This window comes from Roseovarius sp. (assembly GCF_040223625.1).
Classification (GTDB): domain Bacteria; phylum Pseudomonadota; class Alphaproteobacteria; order Rhodobacterales; family Rhodobacteraceae; genus Roseovarius.
Map to the genome: position 1 here is coordinate 14,805 of NZ_JAVKFX010000070.1, position 20,485 is coordinate 35,289.

A 20,485-nucleotide genomic window follows, 5' to 3' on the forward strand; every position below is an offset into this window, starting at 1 on the left:
CCGGATGGCATTGAAATCGGTGCGGTTTTCAGCGCTAATGCCGCCAACTGCTGTCAACGGGAGTCCGCCCATGGACCTGCGCCAAATCACCGATGATTACACCGTCTCGCCGCAAATCGACGTCGAGCACATGCGCGAGATCGCGGGGGCCGGATTCCGCTCGGTCATGTGCAACCGCCCGGACGGGGAAGAGCCCGGCCAGACCGGTTACGCCCTGATCGCCGAGGCGGCCGAGGCCGAGGGGCTCGAGGTCCGCACCGTGCCGATCGTTTCCGGTATGATCACCCCCGAAGCGCTCGACGAGTTCCGCGCCGCGCTCGACACCATGCCCAAGCCGATGCTGGCCTATTGCCGCTCGGGCACGCGCTGCACCATGCTCTGGGCCCTGTCCCAGCACGGCACCATGGACGATACCGAGATCGAACGCCGCGCCGCGGCGGCGGGCTATGACGTGTCGGGGCTTCTGCGCCAACTCAACGCGCAATGACCGGCTGGGTCGCGCTGGGTCTCGCCCCCGAAGGGGTGCGCGCCTGCGCCATGCAGGGCGACAGGCTGCTCGAGCAGGTCGCCGCCGGCAGCGAAGCCGCGGCGCTCGAGGCGCTCTCCGAACCCGCCGACCGCCTCCTGCGCATCGGCGACGGCACCCCCGCCGCCCTGCCGGCCCCGATCCTGCCCAAGGCAGGCCCCGGCCTGCCCGGCTTCAGCCAGAAAGCCCCGGCCGACGTGATCGGCGGCTGGGTCCGGCTCTGGCTTGCCGGCTTCCTTGCGACCCGCCCCGACTGGGACGGCGTGATCGCCGCCACCGAAGGCCCGGTCAGCCACTGGATCCAGCTCAGCGCGGGCGAGGCGGTCAGTTCGCAAAGCTTCCTCACCCCCCGGCTGGTCGACGCGCTGGGCGGGGCCGAATCCCCGGATGCCGACGCCATGGCCGACAGTCTCAGCCGCCCCGAACGCCTCGCCGCCCATCTCCGCGCGGCCGAGGTCTCCGGCAACAGGCAGGCCCTCACCGGCCACCTCATCGGCGCCGAACTCGCCGCCGCCCGCCCCTATTGGCTGGGCCAGCAGGTCGCCGTGATCGCGCCGCCCCCGGCCCCCGTCGCCACCGCGCTCAAGACCCAGGGCGTCCCCTGCGAAACCCACAGCCCCGACGACCTTCTCGCCCCCGGCCTCGCCGCCGTGGGCAAGGCCCTGGGCATGTAATCCACCCCGGGCTTCTTCTGGCCGGAAAAAACCCGGGGGAGGCGTTGAAACCCAAGGGGTTTCAACGTCGGGGGCAGCGCCCCCTTCCAACACCGCGGCTTATCCGCTAAAGCCCGCGTGAGTTCGAAAAACCGGCGGAAGACGCACGATGAAATTCACCCTCTCCTGGCTCAAAGACCACCTTGAAACGACCGCCACGGTCGACGAGATTGCCGAGGCGCTGACCGATCTCGGGCTTGAGGTCGAGGAAATCTCGAACCCCGCCGCCCGGCTGTCGGCCTTTACCATCGGCAAGGTCGTCAAGGCCGAGCAGCACCCCGATGCCGACCGGCTCCGCGTCTGCCAGGTGGAAACCGACGAGGGCGAGAAGCAGATCATCTGCGGCGCGCCCAACGCGCGGGAGGGGATCACGGTGGTGATCGCCAAGCCCGGCGTCTACGTGCCAGGCATCGACACCACGATCGGCGTGGGCAAGATCCGCGGCATCGAAAGCTTCGGCATGATGTGTTCCGAGCGCGAGATGGAGCTTTCCGAGGAACATGACGGCATCATCGAGCTGCCCTCGGGCGAGGTCGGCCAGAGCTTCACCGACTGGCTGGCCGAGAACGACCCGGCCAAGGTCGACCCGGTGATCGAGATCGCCATCACCCCCAACCGCCCCGATGCGCTGGGCGTGCGGGGCATCGCGCTTGACCTTGCCGCACGCGGCATCGGCACGATGAAGCCCGCCCCCCAGGCTCATGTCGAGGGGCAGTTCCCCTGTCCGATCGAGGTCACCATCGACCCCGACACGCGCCAGGATGGCTGCCACGTCTTCGCCGGCCGGCTGATCCGGAACGTGAAGAACGGCCCCAGCCCCCAGTGGCTGCAGGACCGGCTGCGCGCCATCGGCCTGCGCCCGATCTCGGCGCTGGTGGATATCACCAACTTCTTCACCCATGACCGCAACCGCCCCCTCCACGTCTTCGATGCCGACAAGGTGAAGGGCAATCTCCGCATCCACCGCGCCAGGGGCGGCGAGACGCTGACCGGGCTCGACGAGAAAACCTACACTTTCTCCGAAGGGCAGGTGGTGATCTCCGACGACGAGGGCATCGAGAGCATCGGCGGCATCATGGGCGGGCTCGCCACGGGTTGTACCGAGGAGACGACCAATGTCTTCCTCGAGGCCGCCGTCTGGGACCATATCCAGATCGCCCATACCGGCCGCGCGCTCAAGATAAACTCCGACGCCCGCTACCGCAACGAGCGCGGCATCGACCCGGAGTTCAACATGGAAGGGCATGAACTGGCCACGCAGATGATCCTCGATCTCTGCGGCGGCGAGCCCTCCAACGTGGTCGTCGCGGGCGAGGTGCCGGATGTCAGCCGTGCCTACCGGCTCGACCCGGCGCGGGTGCAATCCCTCGTCGGCATGGACATCCCCGAAAGCGACCAGCGCCAGACGCTCACCCGCCTCGGCTTCCGGCTCGAGGGCAACATGGCCCATGTCCCCAGCTGGCGCCCCGACGTGATGGGCGAGGCCGACCTGGTGGAAGAAGTGGCCCGCGTCGCCTCGCTCACCAAGCTGCAGGGCAAGCCGATGCGCCGCATGTCGGCCGGCGTGCCCAAGCCGATCCTCAGCCCGATCCAGAAGCGCGAGCAGATCGCGCGGCGCACCTGTGCGGCGCTGGGTTACAACGAATGCGTCACCTACAGCTTCATCGACAAGGCCGCGGCCGAGCTTTTTGGCGGCGGCACCGATGCCGAGATGCTGGCCAACCCCATCAGCTCGGAAATGAGCCACATGCGCCCGGCGCTGCTGCCCGGCCTGTTGCAGGCCGCCGCCCGCAACCAGGCGCGCGGCATCATGGACATGGCGCTATTCGAGGTGGGCCACGCCTTCCACGGCGGCGAGCCCGGCGAACAGCACCTGCTGGCCACCGGCATCCTTGTCGGCCGCACCGGGCCCAAGGACGTGCACGGCCAGTCGCGCAACGTCGATCTCTACGACGCCAAGGCCGATGCCGAGGCGGTGCTGTCGGCCATCGGCGCCCCCGCCAAGGTGCAGATCCTGCGCGGCGCCCGCGAATGGTGGCACCCGGGCCGGCACGGCAAGATCTGCCTTGGCCCGAAAAAGGTCTTGGCCGTCTTCGGCGAGCTGCACCCCAAGGTGCTGCGCGAGATGGACGTGAAAGGCCCGGTCGTCGGCTTCACCATCTGGCCCGCCGAGGTGCCGCTGCCCCGCAAGGCCGGCGCCAGCCGCGGCGCGCTCGAGGTGAGCGGGCTTCAGGCGGTCGAGCGTGACTTCGCCTTCGTGGTCGACGCGCAGGTCGAGGCGCTCAACCTCGTCAACGCCGCCGCCGGCGCCGACAAGGCGCTGATCGAGGACGTGCGCGTGTTCGACGAGTTCATCGGCGGCAGCCTCGGCGAGGGCAAGAAAAGCCTCGCCATCACCGTGCGCCTGCAGCCAACCGACAGCACCCTGAAAGAGGCCGATATCGACTCCGTCTCGCAGAAGATCGTCGAGAAGGTCGAGAAGGCCACCGGCGGCGTGCTGCGCAAGTGACGTGACCCGCCGGGGGAGGGGGCGACCCCGTCTCGCCCGGTGCCATCCCTTTGACCACACCGAATAGGAGACAGCACACCATGGGTTTGAAAGTATACCTGTCCGGCGAGATCCACACCGACTGGCGTCAGCAGATCGTCGACGGGGCCCACGGGCTCGACGTCTGGTTCAATTCACCGGTGACCGATCATGGCGCCTCCGACGATTGCGGGGTGGCCATCCTCGGCGCCGAGGACGACAAGTTCTGGCATGACCGCAAGGGCGCGCTGGTCAATTCCATCCGCACCCGCAAGGGGATCGAGGAGGCGGATGTCGTCGTCGTCCGCTTCGGCGACAAGTACAAGCAGTGGAACGCCGCCTTCGATGCCGGTGTCGCCAGTGCGCTGGGCAAGTCGCTCATCATCCTGCAACCGCCCGAACACGACCACGCCCTGAAGGAGGTCGACGCCGCCGCAATGGCCGTGGCGCGCGAGCCGGGGCAGGTGGTCGATATCCTCCGCTACGTTCTCGAAGGCTCGCTGCCGGGCTGAGGCTCAGGACACGAAATCCGGCTCGTTGCAGCCCATCGCGTCGGTGGCCGAGCCCATCGGCGCGACCACGTCGAAGGTCACCGAATAGATGACCCGGCCGTTGGAGGTGGCCGACATCGTCCAGGTGCCCGGCGTCACTTCGTAATCCGCCTCGAAGGAAAAGCTGGCATAGCCCATGTCATTGGCCGACAGGTAGGTCTGCCAGCTTTCATGGGTGATCCCCGCCGCGCCGTGCGGCGGGTGCTCCACATGCACGGTGGCCGGCCCCTCGAACTCCGGCAACACCTGCACCCGCACGCCGAACTCCACGCCGAGTTCCGCCGGTACGGTGGTGCCGCGATAGGTGAAGGGCGGCGGGTCGGTGACAAGCGAGACGGTGCCCGAGATGGTATCCTCGGCCACCATCTCCTCGTCCGTCGGGACCTTGCACATGTAGCCGTATTCAAGCTGCGCGACCCCGTTGGTGTCAGGGTTGGCCGCAAGCGGCGTGCCGCAAACGAAAAGGGCCACGCACAGGGCCGCTTTCGCGAAACCTTTATGCGTGGCCCGAACCATCGGAGAGCTCCGCCCCTACCCGATCGCCGCCGCTTTCACGTCGTCGTCGATATACGGCTGGTACTGTTCGAAGTTGTCCGCGAACATCTTCACCAGCTTGGCGGCCTGCGCGTCGTAGCCTTCGGGGTTGCCCCATGTCCGGCGCGGGTCGAGCAGAACCTCCGGCACGCCCGGCACCTTGATCGGAACCTCGAAGCCGAAATTCGGATCCTTGCGGAAATCCACCTTCGACAGCGACCCGTCCAGCGCGGCCGTCAGCAGGGCGCGCGTGGCCTTGATCGGCATTCGCGAGCCGGTGCCATAGGCGCCGCCCGTCCAGCCGGTATTGACCAGCCAGCAGGTCGCGCCGTGCTTGGCGATCTTCTCGCGCAGCAGGTTGCCATAGGCCTCCGGCCGGCGCGGCATGAAGGGCGCGCCGAAACAGGTCGAGAAGGTCGGCTGGGGCTCGGTCACGCCACGCTCGGTGCCGGCCACCTTGGCGGTGAAGCCCGACAGGAAGTGGTACATCGCCTGCGCCGGCGTCAACCGCGCGATCGGCGGCAGCACGCCGAAGGCGTCGCAGGTCAGCATGATGATGTTCTTGGGATGCCCGCCAAGCGCGTTGGACGAGGCGTTCGAGATATATTCCAGCGGATAGGCGCAGCGCATGTTCGCGGTCAGCGAATCGTCGGCGAAGTCCAGCTCCAGCGTGTCCTCGTCATAGACCATGTTCTCGATCACGGTGCCGAACTTGGAGGTGGTTGCATAGATCTCCGGCTCGGCCTCGGGGTCGAGGTTGATGGTCTTGGCATAGCAGCCGCCCTCGAAGTTGAAGGTGCCGCGATCCGACCAGCCATGCTCGTCATCGCCGATCAGGATGCGCTCGGGGTCGGCCGACAGGGTGGTCTTGCCGGTGCCCGAAAGGCCGAAGAAGATGGCGGTGTCGACCGGGTTGCCCCGGGCATGGTTGGCCGAGCAGTGCATCGGCATGATGCCCTTTTCCGGCAGTATGTAGTTGAGCAGGCTGAAGACCGATTTCTTGTTCTCGCCGGCGTATTCCGTGCCGCCGATCAGGATGACCTTGCGGTCGAAGTTCAGCGCGATCACCGTGTCCGACTGGCAGTCGTGCTTCTTCGGGTCGGCCTTGAAGCTGGGGCAGTTGATGACGGTGAAATCGGCGACGAACCGGTCAAGCGCCTCGCGCTCGGGGCGGCGCAGCATGTGGCGGATGAACAGCCCGTGCCAGGCCAGCTCGGTAACCATGCGCACGTTGATCGAATGGGCCGGATCGGCCCCGCCGACGAGATCCTGAACATAGTAGGTGCCGCCGCTTTGGCTCATGTGGGCCAGCATGTCGTCATAAAGCCTGTCGAAGCCTTCCGGGCTCATCGCGGCGTTGTTTTCCCACCATATGCTGTCGGCAACGCTGTCGGTCTTGACGACGTGCTTGTCCTTGGGGGACCGGCCGGTGAACTTGCCGGTCGACACCAGGAACGTGCCACCGCGGCCCAGCCGCCCCTCGCCGTTGCGCAGCGCCGCCTCGATCAGGGCCGGCTCGATGAGATTGTAGTGGACATTTTCCAGCCCCGTGATGCCTTGATCCTCCAGCCGGAATTGCGGGTTTACCCGTCCGAATGCCATGTTCTGCAAACTCCTTGGTCGCGGTGGCCGTGCCGAGGCCGGCCCAGAAAAACTCGCCACCGGTCACGTCCGGTGTGGCGATGCGCGTCGCCTCGCGATTGGCTCTTAACATGACGGTTTCTTGATTGAACAGGACGCTTTCACGCAGTTAGCGCAACCAACGCGAAGTTAGCGCAACCAGAGCGGCAGACCGCCAAATGGGCCGGATTGAATGCGGCAGGGGTGAGTCAATTTAGCCATTCCTAAGCATTTTCGGCCTCAAATACCGGCGTCCCGACGGCTGATTCGCACTTAGGGATTGATTAAAAATGGCGAAAAGGCGCATAATGCCGAAAAAAGCAGGCAATTTGGGCAGCTAAAGGGATCACATCATGTCAAGAATCGCCCTTGTGGACGATGACAGAAATATTCTGACGTCCGTTTCCATGACGCTCGAGGCCGAAGGCTTCGAGGTCGATACGTATAATGACGGCCAGCAGGCGTTCGACGCCTTCAGCAAGAAGCTGCCCGACATGGCCGTTCTCGACGTCAAGATGCCGCGGATGGACGGGATGGACCTGCTCCAGCGCCTGCGCCAGAAAACCTCGATGCCGGTGATCTTCCTGACCTCCAAGGATGACGAGATCGACGAGGTGCTGGGCCTGCGCATGGGCGCCGACGACTACGTTAAGAAGCCCTTCTCGCAGCGGCTGCTGGTCGAACGCATCCGCGCGCTCCTGCGCCGGCAGGAGGCGAACGCCGGCGAGATCGTCGCCGATACCGAGGATACCAAGGTGATCGAACGCGGCGAGCTGCGGATGGACCCGCTGCGCCACGCCGTCGCCTGGAAAGGGCAGGACGTGTCGCTCACCGTGACCGAATTCCTCCTGCTGCAGGCGCTGGCACAGCGCCCTGGCTTCGTCAAAAGCCGCGATCAGCTGATGGACGTGGCCTATGACGACCAGGTCTATGTCGACGACCGCACCATCGACAGCCATATCAAGCGCCTCCGCAAGAAGATGCGGATGGTCGATCCGGAGTTTTCGGCCATTGAGACGCTTTACGGGATCGGGTACCGTTATAACGAAGAATAATGGCGCTGGCCGAGGGGATAAACGTGCGCGATCAGTCGCTCTCTGACGACGATGGCGTCGTCCTCGGAGATGATTTCGTAGCCCCGGAGAACGTGGTCGAAGACGAGGTTCGTATTCGCCGCGAGAAGCGGGGCTATTTTTCGCGTGGCGGGGCCTCACTGACCCGCAAGATCATCACCTTCAACCTGATCGCCCTGAACGTCCTCGTCGCCGGCATCCTCTATCTCAACTCGTCGCGCGACGGGCTGGCGCAGCAGCGCGCCGACAGCCTCGCCAGCGAGACCGAGCTGATCGCCGACGTGTTCGAGGCGCAGCTTCCCTCGGCCGCCCCGGTCAGCCTTGCCACCGGCGACGGTATCGATGTCGATGCCACGCTGGAGGGGATCGACCTGCGCCCGGGGATCGAGGTCTATGTCTTCGACCCCGACGGCCGTCTGGCCGGCCATGTCGAAAGCAGCGCCGACGGCTACGAGACGCCGGCCGACCGCCACCCGACCTATATCACCGACGCGATCTCCTGGGTGTGGGACCGGGTTTCGGCCCCGTTCTCGCCGGAGTCCGAGCGCCGCCCGCCCCCCAGCGTCGAGGAACAGGTGCGCGCGCTGGTCTCTCCCACGCTCGAGAACGGCACCAGCGTCGGCCGCGGTCAGAACGTGCACAGCTCGGTCTTTTCCGTTGCCTCGCCGATCATCCAGGGCGACACGCCCGTCGGCGTGGTCGCCGTCGCCAACACCACCGGCGAAATCGATCAGCTTGTCCGGATCGAGCGCGAGCGCGTGCTGCAGATGTTCCTTGTCGCGACGCTGGTATCCGTCGGGCTCAGCCTGATCCTCGCCTCCACCATCGCCAACCCGCTGGCCGAGCTGGCCGCAGCCGCCGAAGTGGGCGGCGCCCGCAACCGCGCCAAGGGCGGGCAGGGCGGACGCATCCGCATCCCCGACCTGACGGCCCGCCCCGACGAGATCGGCCGCCTCTCCGGCGCACTCCGGGGCATGGTCGCGGCGCTCTACCACCGGATCGACGGCAACGAACAATTCGCGGCCGACGTGGCGCACGAGATCAAGAACCCGCTCGCCTCCCTCCGCTCCGCCGTCGGCACCATGCGGCTCGCCAAGCGCGAGGATCAGCGCTCTAAACTTCTCGACGTGATCGAGCATGACGTGCGCCGCCTCGACCGGCTGGTCAGCGATATCTCCAACGCCTCCCGCCTCGACAGCGAGCTGGTGAAGGAGGAACAGGAAGCCTTCGACCTGATCGGCATGCTGACCAACCTGTCGCAATACCTGGGCGAGGAAGCCGAGAAGAAGGGCGTCGAGTTCATCACCGACTTCCCGAAAGAGCCGATCATCATCACCGGCCTCGAAGGGCGGCTGGCACAGGTCTTCGTCAACCTCATCACCAACGCCATCAGCTTCTGCGAGGATGGCGACGCCATCCGCCTCTGGGCCCGCAAGCGCGAGAACCGCGTCGTCGTCGTGGTCGAGGATACCGGCCCCGGCATCCCCGACCAGGCGCTCACCAAGATCTTCCAGCGCTTCTATTCCCAGCGCTCCGAGAAGGATTTCGGCAACAATTCCGGCCTCGGCCTGTCGATCTCCAAGCAGATCGTCGAGGCGCATGACGGCGTCATCTGGGCCGAGAACATCCGCCCCACCGATGCCGACCTCACCTCCGACCCGCTGGGCGCCCGCTTCGTCGTCGGCCTGCCGGTCTGAGCCATGCCACGCGGCGAGAGCCACCTGTCCGAAACGGCCCATTCCCCCGGCGAGACGATCCTGCACGCCTCCTGCGTCGCGCGCGACGGGCGGGCGGTGCTGATCCGCGGCGCCTCGGGCAGCGGCAAGTCGGGGCTGGCGCTGCAGCTGATGGCGCTGGGCGCCGGGCTGGTCGCCGATGACCGCACCCGCCTCTGGCGCGAGGGTGACACGCTGATGGCCGATGCCCCGCCGGCGATCCGCGGCCGGATCGAGGCGCGCGAGGTCGGCATCCTGACCGCCCCGCCCACGGGGCCCGCCCCGGTGGCGCTGGTGGTCGACATGGACGAGGCCGAAACCGACCGCCTGCCGGATCACCGGTCGGTCACATTGTTGGGAGCCGACATCCCGCTTGCCAGAAAATCCGAACTGACGCATTTTCCGGCGGCGATCCTGACATATCTAAGCGGAACACGGGACGCATAAGGAAAGGTGCGCATGGCACAGGATGCCGTGACAAATCGGGTCATTCTGGTCACCGGCCCCTCGGGCGCGGGGCGGACGACCGCGATCCGCGCGCTGGAAGACCTCGGCTACGAGGCGATCGACAACCTCCCGCTCTCCTTCCTGCCCCGCCTGCTCGACGGGCCGGCACCCGACAAGCCGCTGGCGCTGGGCATCGACGTGCGCAACCGCGATTTCTCGGCCTTCGGCCTGATCGAGGCGATCGACCGCGAGGGCGGCGACAGCCCCGTCGGTATCCAGGTCCTGTACCTCGACTGCAGCACAGACGTCCTCCTCCGCCGCTTCTCAGAAACCCGCCGCCGCCACCCGCTCGCCCCCGCCGAAAGCCCCGACGAGGGCATCCAGCGCGAGGCCGACCTGCTCGGCCCGATCAAGGCGCGGGCCGACATGCTGATCGACACCTCCGAGATGACCCCGCACGACCTGCGCGCCGAACTGGCCCGCTGGTTCGCGCCCGAGGGCAAGACGCGGCTGGCCGTGACCGTCCAGTCCTTTTCCTACAAGCGCGGCCTGCCGCGCGGGCTCGACATGGTGCTCGACTGCCGCTTCCTGCGGAACCCCTACTGGGAGGCCGCCCTGCGCGGGCGCGACGGGCGGGACACCGACGTGGCGGCCTATGTCGCCGCCGACCCGCGCTTCGCGGCGTTCAGCGACAAGGTCGCCGACCTCGCGCAGCTCCTGCTTCCCGCCTACGAGGCCGAGGGCAAGGCCTATCTCTCCATCGGCTTCGGCTGCACCGGCGGCCAGCATCGCAGCGTCGCCATGGCGGAAACCCTTGCCAAGGCCCTTGCGGATGGCGGCTGGCAGGTGTCTATAAGGCACCGCGAGCTTGAGCGGCACGCGCCCGCGGCCCCGCCGCCCCGTCCCGCCCAGGATGCCATCGAGATGAAGGGAGGCGAGAAGCTTTGATCGGGATCGTGATCGTCGCACATGGCGGTTTGGCCCATGAATACGTGAAGGCGATCGAGCATGTCGTCGGCGCCCAGCCGGGCCTGCGCGGCATCACCATCGAGAACGATTGCGACCGCGCCGGCAAGCAGGCCGAGATCTGCGCCGCGGCCGACGAGGTCGATACCGGCGGCGGGGTGGTGATCGTCACCGACATGTTCGGCGGCTCGCCCTCCAACCTTTCGCTCAAGGCGTGCCAGCCCGATGACCGGCGCATCCTCTACGGTGCCAACCTGCCGATGCTGATCAAGCTGGCGAAAAGCCGCCACCTCGACGTTGCAGAGGCCGCCCGGGCCGCTATGGATGCCGGGCGCAAATACATAGACAGCCACAACGTGACCGCCGAGTGAGCTGGAAGTCAGGAAAAGACGAAGACCCGATGAGCGAAGCGATTTCACGGCATCTGAAGATTGTGAACGAGAAAGGCCTGCACGCCCGTGCCGCGGCCAAGCTCGTCGAGGTCGCAGAGGGGTTCGACGCCTCGGCCGAGGTCAGCCTCGACGGCCAGTCCAGCGGCGCCGACAGCATCATGGGGCTTTTGATGTTGGCAGCGTCGAAAGGAAAGACTATTGACGTGCGCGCGTGGGGCCCGGACGCGGAAGCCCTGGCCGACGCGGTCGAGGCGCTTGTCGCCGACCGCTTTGGCGAGGCGATGTGACGCGCGCCCCGCACAACAGCGGCATGGGACGGGATTGAACCACGTGGCGGACGCAAAGGACCAGGCCCAGCAGCCACCCGGCGAAACGGTGAATTTCACCAAGTACGACCGGCGCAGCCTGACCTATGCCAATTCCTTCGATTCGCCCGGCACCGCCTTCACCATCCGCGCGATCGAGTGGTTCACCGGCAAGCTGACCATCATCAAGATGATCCGCGAGTTCGAGAAGCGCGGCGCGCCGACCGGCCAGCCCTTCTGGCGCGCGGCGCTCGACACGATGGGCATCCCGCTGGAGACGCCCCAGTCCGAGATCGACAACATCCCGCCCGACGGCCCCGTCGTCGTGGTCGCCAACCACCCGCACGGGCTGGTCGACGGCATGATCCTCGCCGACCTGATCGGCCGCCGTCGCACCGATTACAAGATCCTCACCCGGGCCCTGCTGACCGGCATCGACGAGGTCGCGGCCTCCTACATGATCCCCGTGCCCTTCCCGCACGAACCGGACGCCCAGCGCAAATCGGTCGAGATGCGCGCCAACGCCATGGCGCATCTCAAGGAAGGCGGGCTGATATCGGTCTTTCCCTCCGGCGTCGTGGCCTCCTCCGACACCATGTTCGGCCCGGTGATCGAGCGGGAATGGAACGTCTTCACCGCCCAGATGATCCGCCGCTCCGGCGCCACCGTGGTGCCGATCTTCTTCCCCGGCCACAACTCCCGCGTCTACCAGGCCGCCAACCGCATCTCCGCCACGCTGCGGCAAAGCTTCCTGCTGCACGAGGTGGTGAAAAGCTGCAACCACCCGCAACGGCCGGTGGTCGGCAAACCGATCGACGCCGAACACATGGAAATGCTCCATTCCGACCCGCGCGGCTTCATGGCCTGGCTACGCGACCACACGCTGAAACTGGGCGAAGGCACGCGGTAGCGCTGCCGCATTATTGATTTCTTCGGAAATAAATGCTACATTCCTTTCCAAGGAAAGGATTGCGCCATGACCGCCCTCGCACAGCCCCGCGAAGACCAAAGCAGGCAACCCGGCCGCGTGCTGGCCAAGGCCACCTTCAACGCCGCCGGCGAACTGGGTCTCAGCCAGAAGGAGCTGGCCCGCATCATCGGCGTGAGCGAGGCGACGGTCTCGCGCATGAAAGGCGGCGGCTATGACCTCTCCGGCAAGTCCCACGAGCTGGCCATCTGCCTCGTCCGCGTCTTCCGCTCGCTCGACGCCATCGCCGGCAGCGATCTGGCCACCATGCGCGGTTGGGTGCGTAACCCCAATACCGATCTCAACGCCGCCCCGGCCGAGCTTCTGCTGACCGCGCCCGGCCTGATCACCGTCATGAACTATCTCGATGCCGCCCGCGCCCCGCTCTGACGGGCCGGTCACGCCCTACCGCTCCGCGGCGTGGCGGCTGATCGAGGGGCAGTTCCGCGCCTCGACCACGCGCATCGTCGACACGATCGACGAACAGGAGGTGTTGGAAAACCTGCTGGAAGAGAGCAAGCCGCCGGTGCCCGAACCCTGCCGCCATCTGGACTACCAGCTCTGGTCACCCTTCCGCTACGGCCGCTACCCGCGCGCCTCGCGCTTCCGGCGCGCGGGGCCCACCCCCGGCGTCTGGTACGGGGCCGAGCAGGTCCTCACCGCCGTCGCCGAAAGCATCTGGGGCGCCCTGCGCTTCTTCGCCGCCTCGCCCGGCACCCCAATGCCCCGCAACCCGGTCGAACACACCGCGATCAAGGCCGAACTGCACACACCCTTCTGCGCCGATCTCACCACGCCCGGCTGGGCAGACCTAGGCAACTGGTCCGATCCCGATGACTACACCGATTGCCTCGCGCTCGCCGATGCCTTGCGCGACCGGGGCGTGGAAGCCATCCGCTACACCTCGGCCCGTGCCCCCGACAATGCGCCCAACATCGCCGTCCTCGCCTGCGCGGCCTTCGCCAAGCCCGCCCCCGTCGCCCTGCAGACATGGCGCATCCAGCTCACCGAAACCCGCGTCCGCGCCCATTGCGATACCCTGCGCCAATGGCACGAATTCACCCTCGGCCCGCACGCCCTCGCCCGGGCCTGACCGCCCCGGCTTTCATTGTTCCAAAAATACTCGAAGAAACCCGACTGCGCCGCTCAGCGCGTCGGCACTGGCGTCTCGCCCCGATAGTCGTAGAACCCGCGCCCCGTCTTCCGGCCCAGCCAGCCGGCCTCGACATACTTGGTCAGAAGCGGGCAGGGCCGGTACTTGGTATCGGCCAGCCCGTCATGCAGCACGTTCATGATCGCAAGGCACGTATCCAGCCCGATGAAATCCGCCAGTTCCAGCGGCCCCATCGGGTGATTGGTGCCCAGCTTCATCGAGGTGTCGATCGAGGTGACGCTGCCCACACCCTCGTACAGCGTATAGACCGCCTCGTTGATCATCGGCATCAGGATGCGGTTGACGATGAAGGCCGGGAAATCCTCGGCACTGGCCGCCGTCTTGCCCAGCTTTTCGACCACGGCGTGACAGGCGTCAAAGGTCTCCTTGTCGGTCGCGATCCCGCGGATCAGCTCGACCAGCTGCATCACCGGCACCGGGTTCATGAAATGGAAGCCCATGAACTTCTCCGGCCGGTCAGTGCGGCTCGCCAGCCGGGTGATCGAGATCGACGAGGTGTTCGAGGTCAGGATCGTGTGCGGCTGCAGGTGCGGTACGAGGTCCTCGAAGATCGCCTGCTTCACCGTCTCCCGCTCGGTGGCGGATTCGATCACCAGGTCGGTCTGGCCAAGGTCCTTGAGCTCCAGCGTCGTGGTCAGCCGGCCCAGGGCGGCGTCCATCTCCGCCTGCTCCATCTTGCCGCGGCCCACCTGCCGTTCCATGTTCTTGCGGATGTTGCCGACGCCCTTGTCCAGCGCCTCCTGCGTGATGTCGGTCAGCAGCACGTCATAGCCCGCCTGCGCCAGCACATGCGCAATGCCGTTGCCCATCTGACCCGCGCCCACCACGCCCACTTTCCGGATATCCATCGGCTCGCCTCTGTCCTTCGTTTCGGCGCCACCATAGGCCCCCCGGCGGCCGGGCCGCAAGGGGCCGCGCGTCCCGCGAACCGGACGGGTTCCCGTAAAACTCGCGACGATTTCGACCTTTAGCGGTTTCTCAACGCCCATCGGCGAATCCTGCCCGCGGGAAAACGAAAACGTGGTGGGAAACATGTACCAGGAAAATGCGGGGCGCTTGCCCTCGGGTGTCGATCAATGCCGGTATGACGGGTCGCGGCTGCTCTTTCGCGGTCCGCGCCGCACGCTCGAGGGCGATTTCGTCGCCTGCCTCGGCGGAACGGAAACCTTCGGCAAGTTCATTTCACAACCCTATCCCGACCTGCTCGAGGGGATGACGGGCACGCCTTGCGTGAATTTCGGCTGGCCCAATGCCGGGGTCGATGTCTTCGCCAAGGATGGCGCGCTGCTCGATTGCGCCGGGCGCGCGCGGCTCTGCGTGCTGCAGGTGCCAGGCGCGCTCAACATGTCGAACATGTACTACCGGGTGCACCCGAGGCGAAACGACCGCTTCCTCCAGGCGACCGACGCGATGAGAGAGCTGTTTCCCGAGGTCGACTTCACAGAGTTCAGCTTCACCCGGCACATGATGCGCCATCTGCACGCCCTCTCCGGCGAGCGGTTCGGCTATGTCCGGCGCGAGCTCGAAACCCTCTGGGTGGCGGGGATGAAGGACATCCTTCAGCGCATCAAGACCCCCGTGGCGCTGCTCTGGCTCTCGGCCCGCGCGCCCGAGGCCGCCGGCGGGGCAGACCCCTGGGACGACCCGGCGCTCGTCACCCGCGACATGCTCGAGGCGCTGCGAGGACAGGCCCATGCCATCATCGAGCCGGGCCTGAGCGCCGCCGACCGGGGCATCGACCCCGCGCCGCAACACTCGCCGCAGGTCCGTCGCATCGCCCAGGAAATGCTGAGCCCCCGCGCCCACGAACGCGCCGCCGAGGCGCTGCGCCCGGTGTTGGCAAGCCTCCTCGAGACCTGAAACGAAAAAGGGCCCGCCAAACCGGCGGGCCCCTTCCATTCCGCAGGTGCGCGACCTCACAGCTTCTCGGTCAGCTCCGGCACGAGGGTGAACAGGTCGCCCACGAGGCCGTAATCGGCCACCTGGAAGATCGGCGCCTCCTCGTCCTTGTTGATCGCGACGATGATCTTGGAGTCCTTCATGCCGGCAAGGTGCTGGATGGCCCCCGAGATGCCGACGGCGACATAGAGGTCCGGCGCCACGACCTTGCCGGTCTGACCGACCTGCCAGTCGTTGGGCGCGAAGCCCGAGTCGACAGCCGCACGGCTCGCGCCAACGGCGGCGCCCAGCTTGTCGGCCAGCTTCTCGATGATCGCGAAGTCTTCCTTCGAGCCCACGCCGCGGCCGCCCGAGACGACGATGCCCGCGCTGGTGAGTTCCGGACGATCGCTCTCGGCCACCTTGTCCTCGACCCATTCCGACAGGCCGGGGTTTTCGGCCGCCGAAGTGGTCTCGACCGGCGCGGCCGATTGCTCGCCCGCCGCGTCGAAATTGGCGGTCCGGATCGAGACGACCTTCTTGGCGTCCTTCGACTTCACCGTCTGGATCGCGTTGCCCGCGTAGATCGGCCGCTCGAACGTGTCGGCATCGACCACGCCCGCCACGTCCGAGATCACCATCACGTCCAGCAGCGCGGCCACCCGGGGCAGCACGTTCTTGGCGTCGGTGGTGGCAGGGGCGACGATGTGGTCGTAATCACCCGCCAGCGACACGATCAGCGCCGCGGTCGATTCCGCCAGCCGGTGCCCCAGCGAGGCATCCTCGGCCACCAGCACCTTGCTCACACCCTCGATCTTCGCGGCCGCTTCGCCCGCGGCGGCGGCAGAGCCCCCGGCACACAGCGCGGTCACGTCGCCCAGGTTGGCACAGGCGGCCACGGCCTTCGCGGTGGCGTCCAGCGCCAGTTCACCGTCATTGACTTCGGCAAGAAGAAGAACAGCCATCACACGACCCCCTTTTCTTTGAGTTTGGCCACCAGCGTATCCACGTCCGGCACGATCTCACCGGCCTGGCGCGCTTCCGGCTCGGTGGTCTTGACCACCTCGAGGCGCGGGCTGACATCGACGCCGTAATCCTCGGCGGTCTTATCGTCGAGCGGCTTCTTCTTCGCCTTCATGATGTTCGGCAGCGAGGCATAGCGCGGCTCGTTCAGGCGCAGGTCGACCGTCACGATGGTCGGCATCTTCACCTTGATGGTCTGCAGGCCGCCATCGACCTCGCGGGTGATCTTGGCGTGATCGCCCTCGATGTCGAGCTCGGAGGCGAACGTGCCCTGCGACCAGCCCAGCAGCGCCGACAGCATCTGGCCCGTGGCGTTCATGTCGTTGTCGATCGCCTGCTTGCCGGCGATCACGAGGCCCGGCTGCTCCTCCTCGACCACCTTGGCAAGGATCTTGGCCACCGCCAGCGGCTCGATGTCCTGGTGCACGTCATCGGCGGCCACGACAAGAATCGCCCGGTCCGCGCCCATCGCCAGCGCCGTGCGCAGCGTCTCCTGCGCCTGCTTCACGCCGATCGAAACGGCCACGACCTCTTCGGCCTTGCCCGCTTCCTTCAGACGGATCGCCTCTTCCACGGCAATCTCGTCGAACGGGTTCATCGACATCTTGACGTTGGCGAGATCGACACCCGATCCGTCCGCCTTCACGCGGACCTTCACGTTGTAGTCGATCACGCGCTTGACAGGTACAAGCACCTTCATCGCGTTCTTCTCCTTAAAGTGGTTGAAGAGCCGCATTGCGGCCCCTCATCAAACGGTCTCCCGCGCGTTGATATAGGTTTGTGATGGCGGGAAACAGGGGAAAATCGTCACGTTTGCGGCCACAGACGTCGCGTTTTCGCAGTTTCCTGCTGAAATCGGACAGGACGCTTTTGAAAACCGGCAGGGAGGCGCGCGAAAGATTCTTGCCCGTCCGCGCGCCGCGTGACCTAGCGGTTCTTGCCCGGCACCCAGAGGATATCGGCCTTGCCCCCGTCATTGGCGATTCGGGCGGCCACGAAGAACCAGTCGCTCAGCCGGTTGAGATACTTCACCGCCGCCGGGTTGACCGCCTCGTCCACCGCCAGCTCGGTCGCGTGCCGCTCGGCCCGGCGCGACACGGTCCGGCACAGGTGCAGGTAGGCGGCCAGCTCTGACCCGCCGGGAAGGATGAAGCTGCGCAGCGGCTCCAGTTCGCCGTTCATCGCGTCGATTTCGGCTTCCAGCCGTGCCACCTGGCCATCGGTCACGCGTAGGGGCGTATACTCCGCCTCCTTGTCCTTCTCCATGTCCGGCCGGCACAGGTCGGCCCCCAGATCGAACAGGTCGTTCTGGATCCGCGCCAGCGCCTCGTCGCTTTCCCCGCTGGCCTTCATCCGGGCCAGCCCCACCGTGGCGTTCACCTCGTCCACCGTGCCATAGGCCACCACCCGCATCGAATGCTTCGCCACCCGCGCGCCATTGCCCAGCGCGGTATCCCCGGCATCGCCGGTCCTCGTGTAGATCTTGTTCAGAACGACCATGTCATTGCCCTCCCTGGCGCCGGATAAAGACGAAAAGCAGGATCAGGGCCACCGCCACCGCCTGCGCGATGATCCGCCAGCGCATGAGCTTGTTCGCCCGCTTGGAATTCTCGACCCCTTCCTTCCCGAAGGTGCTGATTCCGAACAGAAGGATGACGGCCACGACGCCACAGCCCAGCGCCACGAGGATGAAAAGCGGGTCGTTCAGCATGAGGTACGCCTCCATTGCGGTCCTGCCCGCCCATGTAGAGCGGATGCGCCGTCAGGCGAAAGGGAAAAACCGTCGCGGGGTGGGCCGTCACCCTTTCGAGATCAGCCAGTCCAGCGCCCGCGTCGGCAGCACCCGCTTCAGCGCCCCCATCAGGTAGGTGGGCGTCGTCACGTAATAGCGCGGCCTTGGCCGGGGCGATTCCAGCGCATGCACCAGCTTCTTCGTCACCGCCGAGGCCGGAAGCTCGAACGTGTCGCGCCCCCGGTCCTCGTACAGCCGGTGCAGAAGCCCCTCGTACTGCTCCCGCCGGGCCGAGCCCTTCCAGTCGATCCAGCGCTCGAAATGCGGGATCGAGTTGAGCCGGATCTTCGAGGTCACGGGCCCGGGCTCGATCAGGATGACGTGAATGCCGGTGCCCCGCATCTCGATCCGAAGCGTGTCGGTCAGCCCCTCAAGCGCCCATTTCGAGCTCACGTAGGCCCCGCGCCACTGCGCCACCACGAATCCGAGGATCGAGGAATTCTGCACGATCCGCCCGTGCCCCTGTCGGCGCATCACCGGGATCACCTGCCGCGTCAGCTCGTGCCAGCCGAAGAAATTCGCCTCGAAGATCGCCCGCAGCGCGCCGGTCGGCAGGTCCTCCACCGCGCCGGGCGTGGCGAAGGCGCCGTTGTTGAACACCGCGTCCAGCGTACCGCCGGTCGCCTCTAGCACCTCTCCAAGCCCTGCGGTGATCGTCGCCTCGTCCTGATAGTCGATCCGCGGGCTCTCGAATCCCGCCTCGCGCAGCCGGGCGCAATCTTCCTCTTTCCGGCAGGACGCGAAGACCCGCCAGCCGCGCGCCCGCATCCCCTCCGCCGCATCGAGCCCGATGCCCGAGGAACACCCGGTAATGAGAACGGATCTGCCCGCCATCAGTGCGCTGCGGCCCAGATCATTCCGGTTCCGTCACCAGCCATTCGGCCAGCCACCCGGTCTCAAAGGAGTCCACGATCCGCACGTTGAGCCAGCCATGGCCGGGATCGTCCAGCACGGCGACCTCGGTGCCCTTGGTCACCTGCGCCACCCGGTCGAAGGTCAGGCCGGGGCCCGAGCGCAGGTCGACCATGCCCTCCTTGACCCAGCGCAGCTGAGACGGGTCGATGCTCGGATCGCCCAGCGCGGCGGACACGGCGGCATCGATCGATTCCTGCGTTTCGAAATTCCGGTCGTCGATGTTCATCTGCAGAAGCTCCGCCTTGGGCCGGCTCGCCTCGGCCTCGATGACGCCCAGCCCGTCGCTGCGGGTGGCGGCCAGCGTGACCGACAGCTCCTCGGTCTCGGCCTCGGTCTCTTCCATGCTGTCCATCATCGCCTCGACCTGCGCCAGCGACTGCAACTGCCGGTTCAGGTCGGCCTGCCGCGTATCCTCGGGCTCCGGCTCGGGCTTTTCGATCTTCGATTGCACCTGGATGGAGTTTTCGACCGGCGCGTAATCGGATCCGCCGCTCAGTACGTAGAACGACCAACCCAACGCCACGAATGATACCAGCACGAAACGCCACATGGCGTACATTTCTCCCCAAGTGTTCAGGCAACGAACGCCAAACTACATGATTCGGTTGCATCCATCACAGGAAAAGGGCCGCAGGGGGCCCGCTTGACGCTTTACGACCGTTCCCGCCGAAGCTATCACAGCATCTATGAGTGATTTGCTCGACGACCCCAATATAGACCCCGAAGCTGTGGCAGAACCGCTACGCCGTGCGATCGGCGAGCGCTACCTGACCTATGCGTTGTCGACGATCATGCACCGCGCGCTGCCCGATGCGCGCGACGGGCTGAAACCGGTGCACCGCCGCATCCTCTTCGCCATGCGCGAGCTTCGGCTTTCCTCCACCGGGGGCTTCCGCAAATCGGCCAAGATCTCCGGCGACGTGATGGGCAACTACCACCCGCACGGCGACGCGGCGATCTACGACGCCATGGCGCGGCTGGCGCAGGATTTCGCGGTGCGCTACCCGCTGGTCGACGGGCAGGGGAACTTCGGCAATATCGACGGCGACAACCCCGCCGCCAGCCGCTACACCGAGGCCCGGATGACCGCCGTCGCCGAGGCGATGCTCGACGGGCTGAACGAGAACGCGGTCGACTTCCGCGACAATTACGACGGCACCCTGCGCGAACCGGTGGTGCTGCCCGCCTCCTTCCCGAACCTGCTGGCCAACGGCTCCTCGGGTATCGCGGTCGGCATGGCCACCAACATCCCGCCGCACAATATCGGCGAGCTGGTCGATGCCTGCCTGCACATCATCGCCACGCCCGACTGCCGCGACGACACGCTGCTCAATTTCGTCAAGGGTCCCGACTTTCCCACCGGCGGC

24 protein-coding genes are annotated in these 20,485 nt (G+C 66.5%); 15 read left to right on the forward strand and 9 right to left on the reverse strand.

Going from position 1 to position 20,485, the window contains the following annotated elements:
• The first annotated feature begins 70 nt into the window (after positions 1-70).
• From RLN94_RS19430 to RLN94_RS19445, 4 genes are all read left to right on the forward strand, one after another.
• Positions 71-487, forward strand: coding sequence for a protein tyrosine phosphatase family protein (locus tag RLN94_RS19430; RefSeq protein ID WP_350127700.1), 417 nt, complete (start codon positions 71-73; stop codon positions 485-487).
• Entirely contained in the window at positions 484-1,200 is a 717-nt protein-coding gene (locus tag RLN94_RS19435) for a 2-dehydro-3-deoxygalactonokinase (protein ID WP_350127697.1), read from the forward strand. The genes RLN94_RS19430 and RLN94_RS19435 overlap by 4 nt, the downstream gene beginning before the upstream one ends.
• 148 nt (positions 1,201-1,348) lie before the next feature.
• Positions 1,349-3,748 carry a phenylalanine--tRNA ligase subunit beta gene (pheT, locus tag RLN94_RS19440; RefSeq protein WP_350127694.1) on the forward strand — a complete coding sequence of 800 codons (2,400 nt, stop codon included), beginning with the start codon at positions 1,349-1,351 and terminating at the stop codon, positions 3,746-3,748.
• A gap of 80 nt (positions 3,749-3,828) precedes the next feature.
• Entirely contained in the window at positions 3,829-4,278 is a 450-nt protein-coding gene (locus RLN94_RS19445; protein ID WP_350127691.1) for a YtoQ family protein, read from the forward strand.
• Positions 4,279-4,281: 3 nt separating this feature from the next.
• Here RLN94_RS19445 and RLN94_RS19450 read toward each other — a convergent pair whose 3' ends face one another.
• Both RLN94_RS19450 and RLN94_RS19455 read right to left on the reverse strand, forming a co-directional pair.
• Positions 4,282-4,788: a DUF3859 domain-containing protein gene (locus RLN94_RS19450; RefSeq protein ID WP_350127688.1), complete on the reverse strand. Its 507-nt coding sequence runs from the start codon at positions 4,786-4,788 to the stop codon at positions 4,282-4,284.
• 60 nt (positions 4,789-4,848) lie between these two features.
• Positions 4,849-6,453 carry a phosphoenolpyruvate carboxykinase gene (locus RLN94_RS19455; RefSeq protein ID WP_350127685.1) on the reverse strand — a complete coding sequence of 535 codons (1,605 nt, stop codon included), beginning with the start codon at positions 6,451-6,453 and terminating at the stop codon, positions 4,849-4,851.
• A gap of 371 nt (positions 6,454-6,824) precedes the next feature.
• On the opposite strand from RLN94_RS19455, the gene RLN94_RS19460 reads away from it, so the two are divergent.
• From RLN94_RS19460 to RLN94_RS19500, 9 genes are all read left to right on the forward strand, one after another.
• Entirely contained in the window at positions 6,825-7,526 is a 702-nt protein-coding gene (locus RLN94_RS19460) for a response regulator transcription factor (protein WP_300893768.1), read from the forward strand.
• On the forward strand, positions 7,526-9,241 hold the full coding sequence (locus RLN94_RS19465) for a sensor N-terminal transmembrane domain-containing protein (protein ID WP_350127682.1): 1,716 nt from the start codon (positions 7,526-7,528) through the stop codon (positions 9,239-9,241). The genes RLN94_RS19460 and RLN94_RS19465 overlap by 1 nt, the downstream gene beginning before the upstream one ends.
• A gap of 3 nt (positions 9,242-9,244) precedes the next feature.
• Positions 9,245-9,706, forward strand: coding sequence for an HPr kinase/phosphorylase (locus RLN94_RS19470; protein ID WP_350130976.1), 462 nt, complete (start codon positions 9,245-9,247; stop codon positions 9,704-9,706).
• A gap of 12 nt (positions 9,707-9,718) precedes the next feature.
• Positions 9,719-10,654: an RNase adapter RapZ gene (rapZ, locus tag RLN94_RS19475; RefSeq protein WP_350130977.1), complete on the forward strand. Its 936-nt coding sequence runs from the start codon at positions 9,719-9,721 to the stop codon at positions 10,652-10,654.
• Positions 10,651-11,043, forward strand: coding sequence for a PTS sugar transporter subunit IIA (locus RLN94_RS19480; protein ID WP_350130978.1), 393 nt, complete (start codon positions 10,651-10,653; stop codon positions 11,041-11,043). Before rapZ ends, RLN94_RS19480 begins: the two co-directional genes overlap by 4 nt.
• Positions 11,044-11,072: 29 nt before the next feature.
• Positions 11,073-11,351, forward strand: coding sequence for an HPr family phosphocarrier protein (locus RLN94_RS19485; RefSeq protein WP_300893774.1), 279 nt, complete (start codon positions 11,073-11,075; stop codon positions 11,349-11,351).
• A gap of 43 nt (positions 11,352-11,394) precedes the next feature.
• Positions 11,395-12,279: a lysophospholipid acyltransferase family protein gene (locus RLN94_RS19490; RefSeq protein ID WP_350130979.1), complete on the forward strand. Its 885-nt coding sequence runs from the start codon at positions 11,395-11,397 to the stop codon at positions 12,277-12,279.
• 66 nt (positions 12,280-12,345) lie between these two features.
• On the forward strand, positions 12,346-12,726 hold the full coding sequence (locus tag RLN94_RS19495) for an MbcA/ParS/Xre antitoxin family protein (protein WP_350130980.1): 381 nt from the start codon (positions 12,346-12,348) through the stop codon (positions 12,724-12,726).
• Entirely contained in the window at positions 12,704-13,429 is a 726-nt protein-coding gene (locus tag RLN94_RS19500; protein ID WP_350130981.1) for an RES family NAD+ phosphorylase, read from the forward strand. Before RLN94_RS19495 ends, RLN94_RS19500 begins: the two co-directional genes overlap by 23 nt.
• Positions 13,430-13,482: 53 nt before the next feature.
• Here RLN94_RS19500 and RLN94_RS19505 read toward each other — a convergent pair whose 3' ends face one another.
• Positions 13,483-14,358, reverse strand: a complete 876-nt coding sequence (locus tag RLN94_RS19505; protein ID WP_350130982.1) for a 3-hydroxybutyryl-CoA dehydrogenase — start codon at positions 14,356-14,358, stop codon at positions 13,483-13,485.
• A gap of 184 nt (positions 14,359-14,542) precedes the next feature.
• Here RLN94_RS19505 and RLN94_RS19510 point away from each other — a divergent pair, with 184 nt between their 5' ends.
• A complete protein-coding gene (locus RLN94_RS19510) occupies positions 14,543-15,370 on the forward strand; it encodes a DUF6473 family protein (RefSeq protein WP_350130983.1) in 828 nt (275 codons plus the stop codon).
• Positions 15,371-15,426: 56 nt separating this feature from the next.
• Here the strand turns inward: RLN94_RS19510 and RLN94_RS19515 are convergent, their stop codons facing one another.
• The 6 genes from RLN94_RS19515 to RLN94_RS19540 form a co-directional block, all read right to left on the reverse strand.
• Positions 15,427-16,353, reverse strand: coding sequence for an electron transfer flavoprotein subunit alpha/FixB family protein (locus RLN94_RS19515; RefSeq protein WP_350130984.1), 927 nt, complete (start codon positions 16,351-16,353; stop codon positions 15,427-15,429).
• Positions 16,353-17,111, reverse strand: coding sequence for an electron transfer flavoprotein subunit beta/FixA family protein (locus RLN94_RS19520; RefSeq protein WP_350130985.1), 759 nt, complete (start codon positions 17,109-17,111; stop codon positions 16,353-16,355). Before RLN94_RS19520 ends, RLN94_RS19515 begins: the two co-directional genes overlap by 1 nt.
• A 227-nt stretch (positions 17,112-17,338) precedes the next feature.
• Positions 17,339-17,911, reverse strand: coding sequence for a cob(I)yrinic acid a,c-diamide adenosyltransferase (locus RLN94_RS19525; RefSeq protein ID WP_350130986.1), 573 nt, complete (start codon positions 17,909-17,911; stop codon positions 17,339-17,341).
• 1 nt (position 17,912) lies between these two features.
• Positions 17,913-18,122: a twin transmembrane helix small protein gene (locus tag RLN94_RS19530; RefSeq protein ID WP_350130987.1), complete on the reverse strand. Its 210-nt coding sequence runs from the start codon at positions 18,120-18,122 to the stop codon at positions 17,913-17,915.
• An 87-nt stretch (positions 18,123-18,209) separates the two neighbouring features.
• Complete coding sequence (locus RLN94_RS19535; protein ID WP_350130988.1) at positions 18,210-19,037, reverse strand: SDR family NAD(P)-dependent oxidoreductase; 828 nt, start codon at positions 19,035-19,037, stop codon at positions 18,210-18,212.
• Between the two features lie 19 nt (positions 19,038-19,056).
• Positions 19,057-19,668: an SH3 domain-containing protein gene (locus RLN94_RS19540; RefSeq protein ID WP_350130989.1), complete on the reverse strand. Its 612-nt coding sequence runs from the start codon at positions 19,666-19,668 to the stop codon at positions 19,057-19,059.
• A gap of 136 nt (positions 19,669-19,804) precedes the next feature.
• Here RLN94_RS19540 and RLN94_RS19545 point away from each other — a divergent pair.
• Positions 19,805-20,485: DNA gyrase subunit A (locus tag RLN94_RS19545; RefSeq protein WP_350169471.1), on the forward strand; the 681-nt coding region annotated here is incomplete at its 3' end.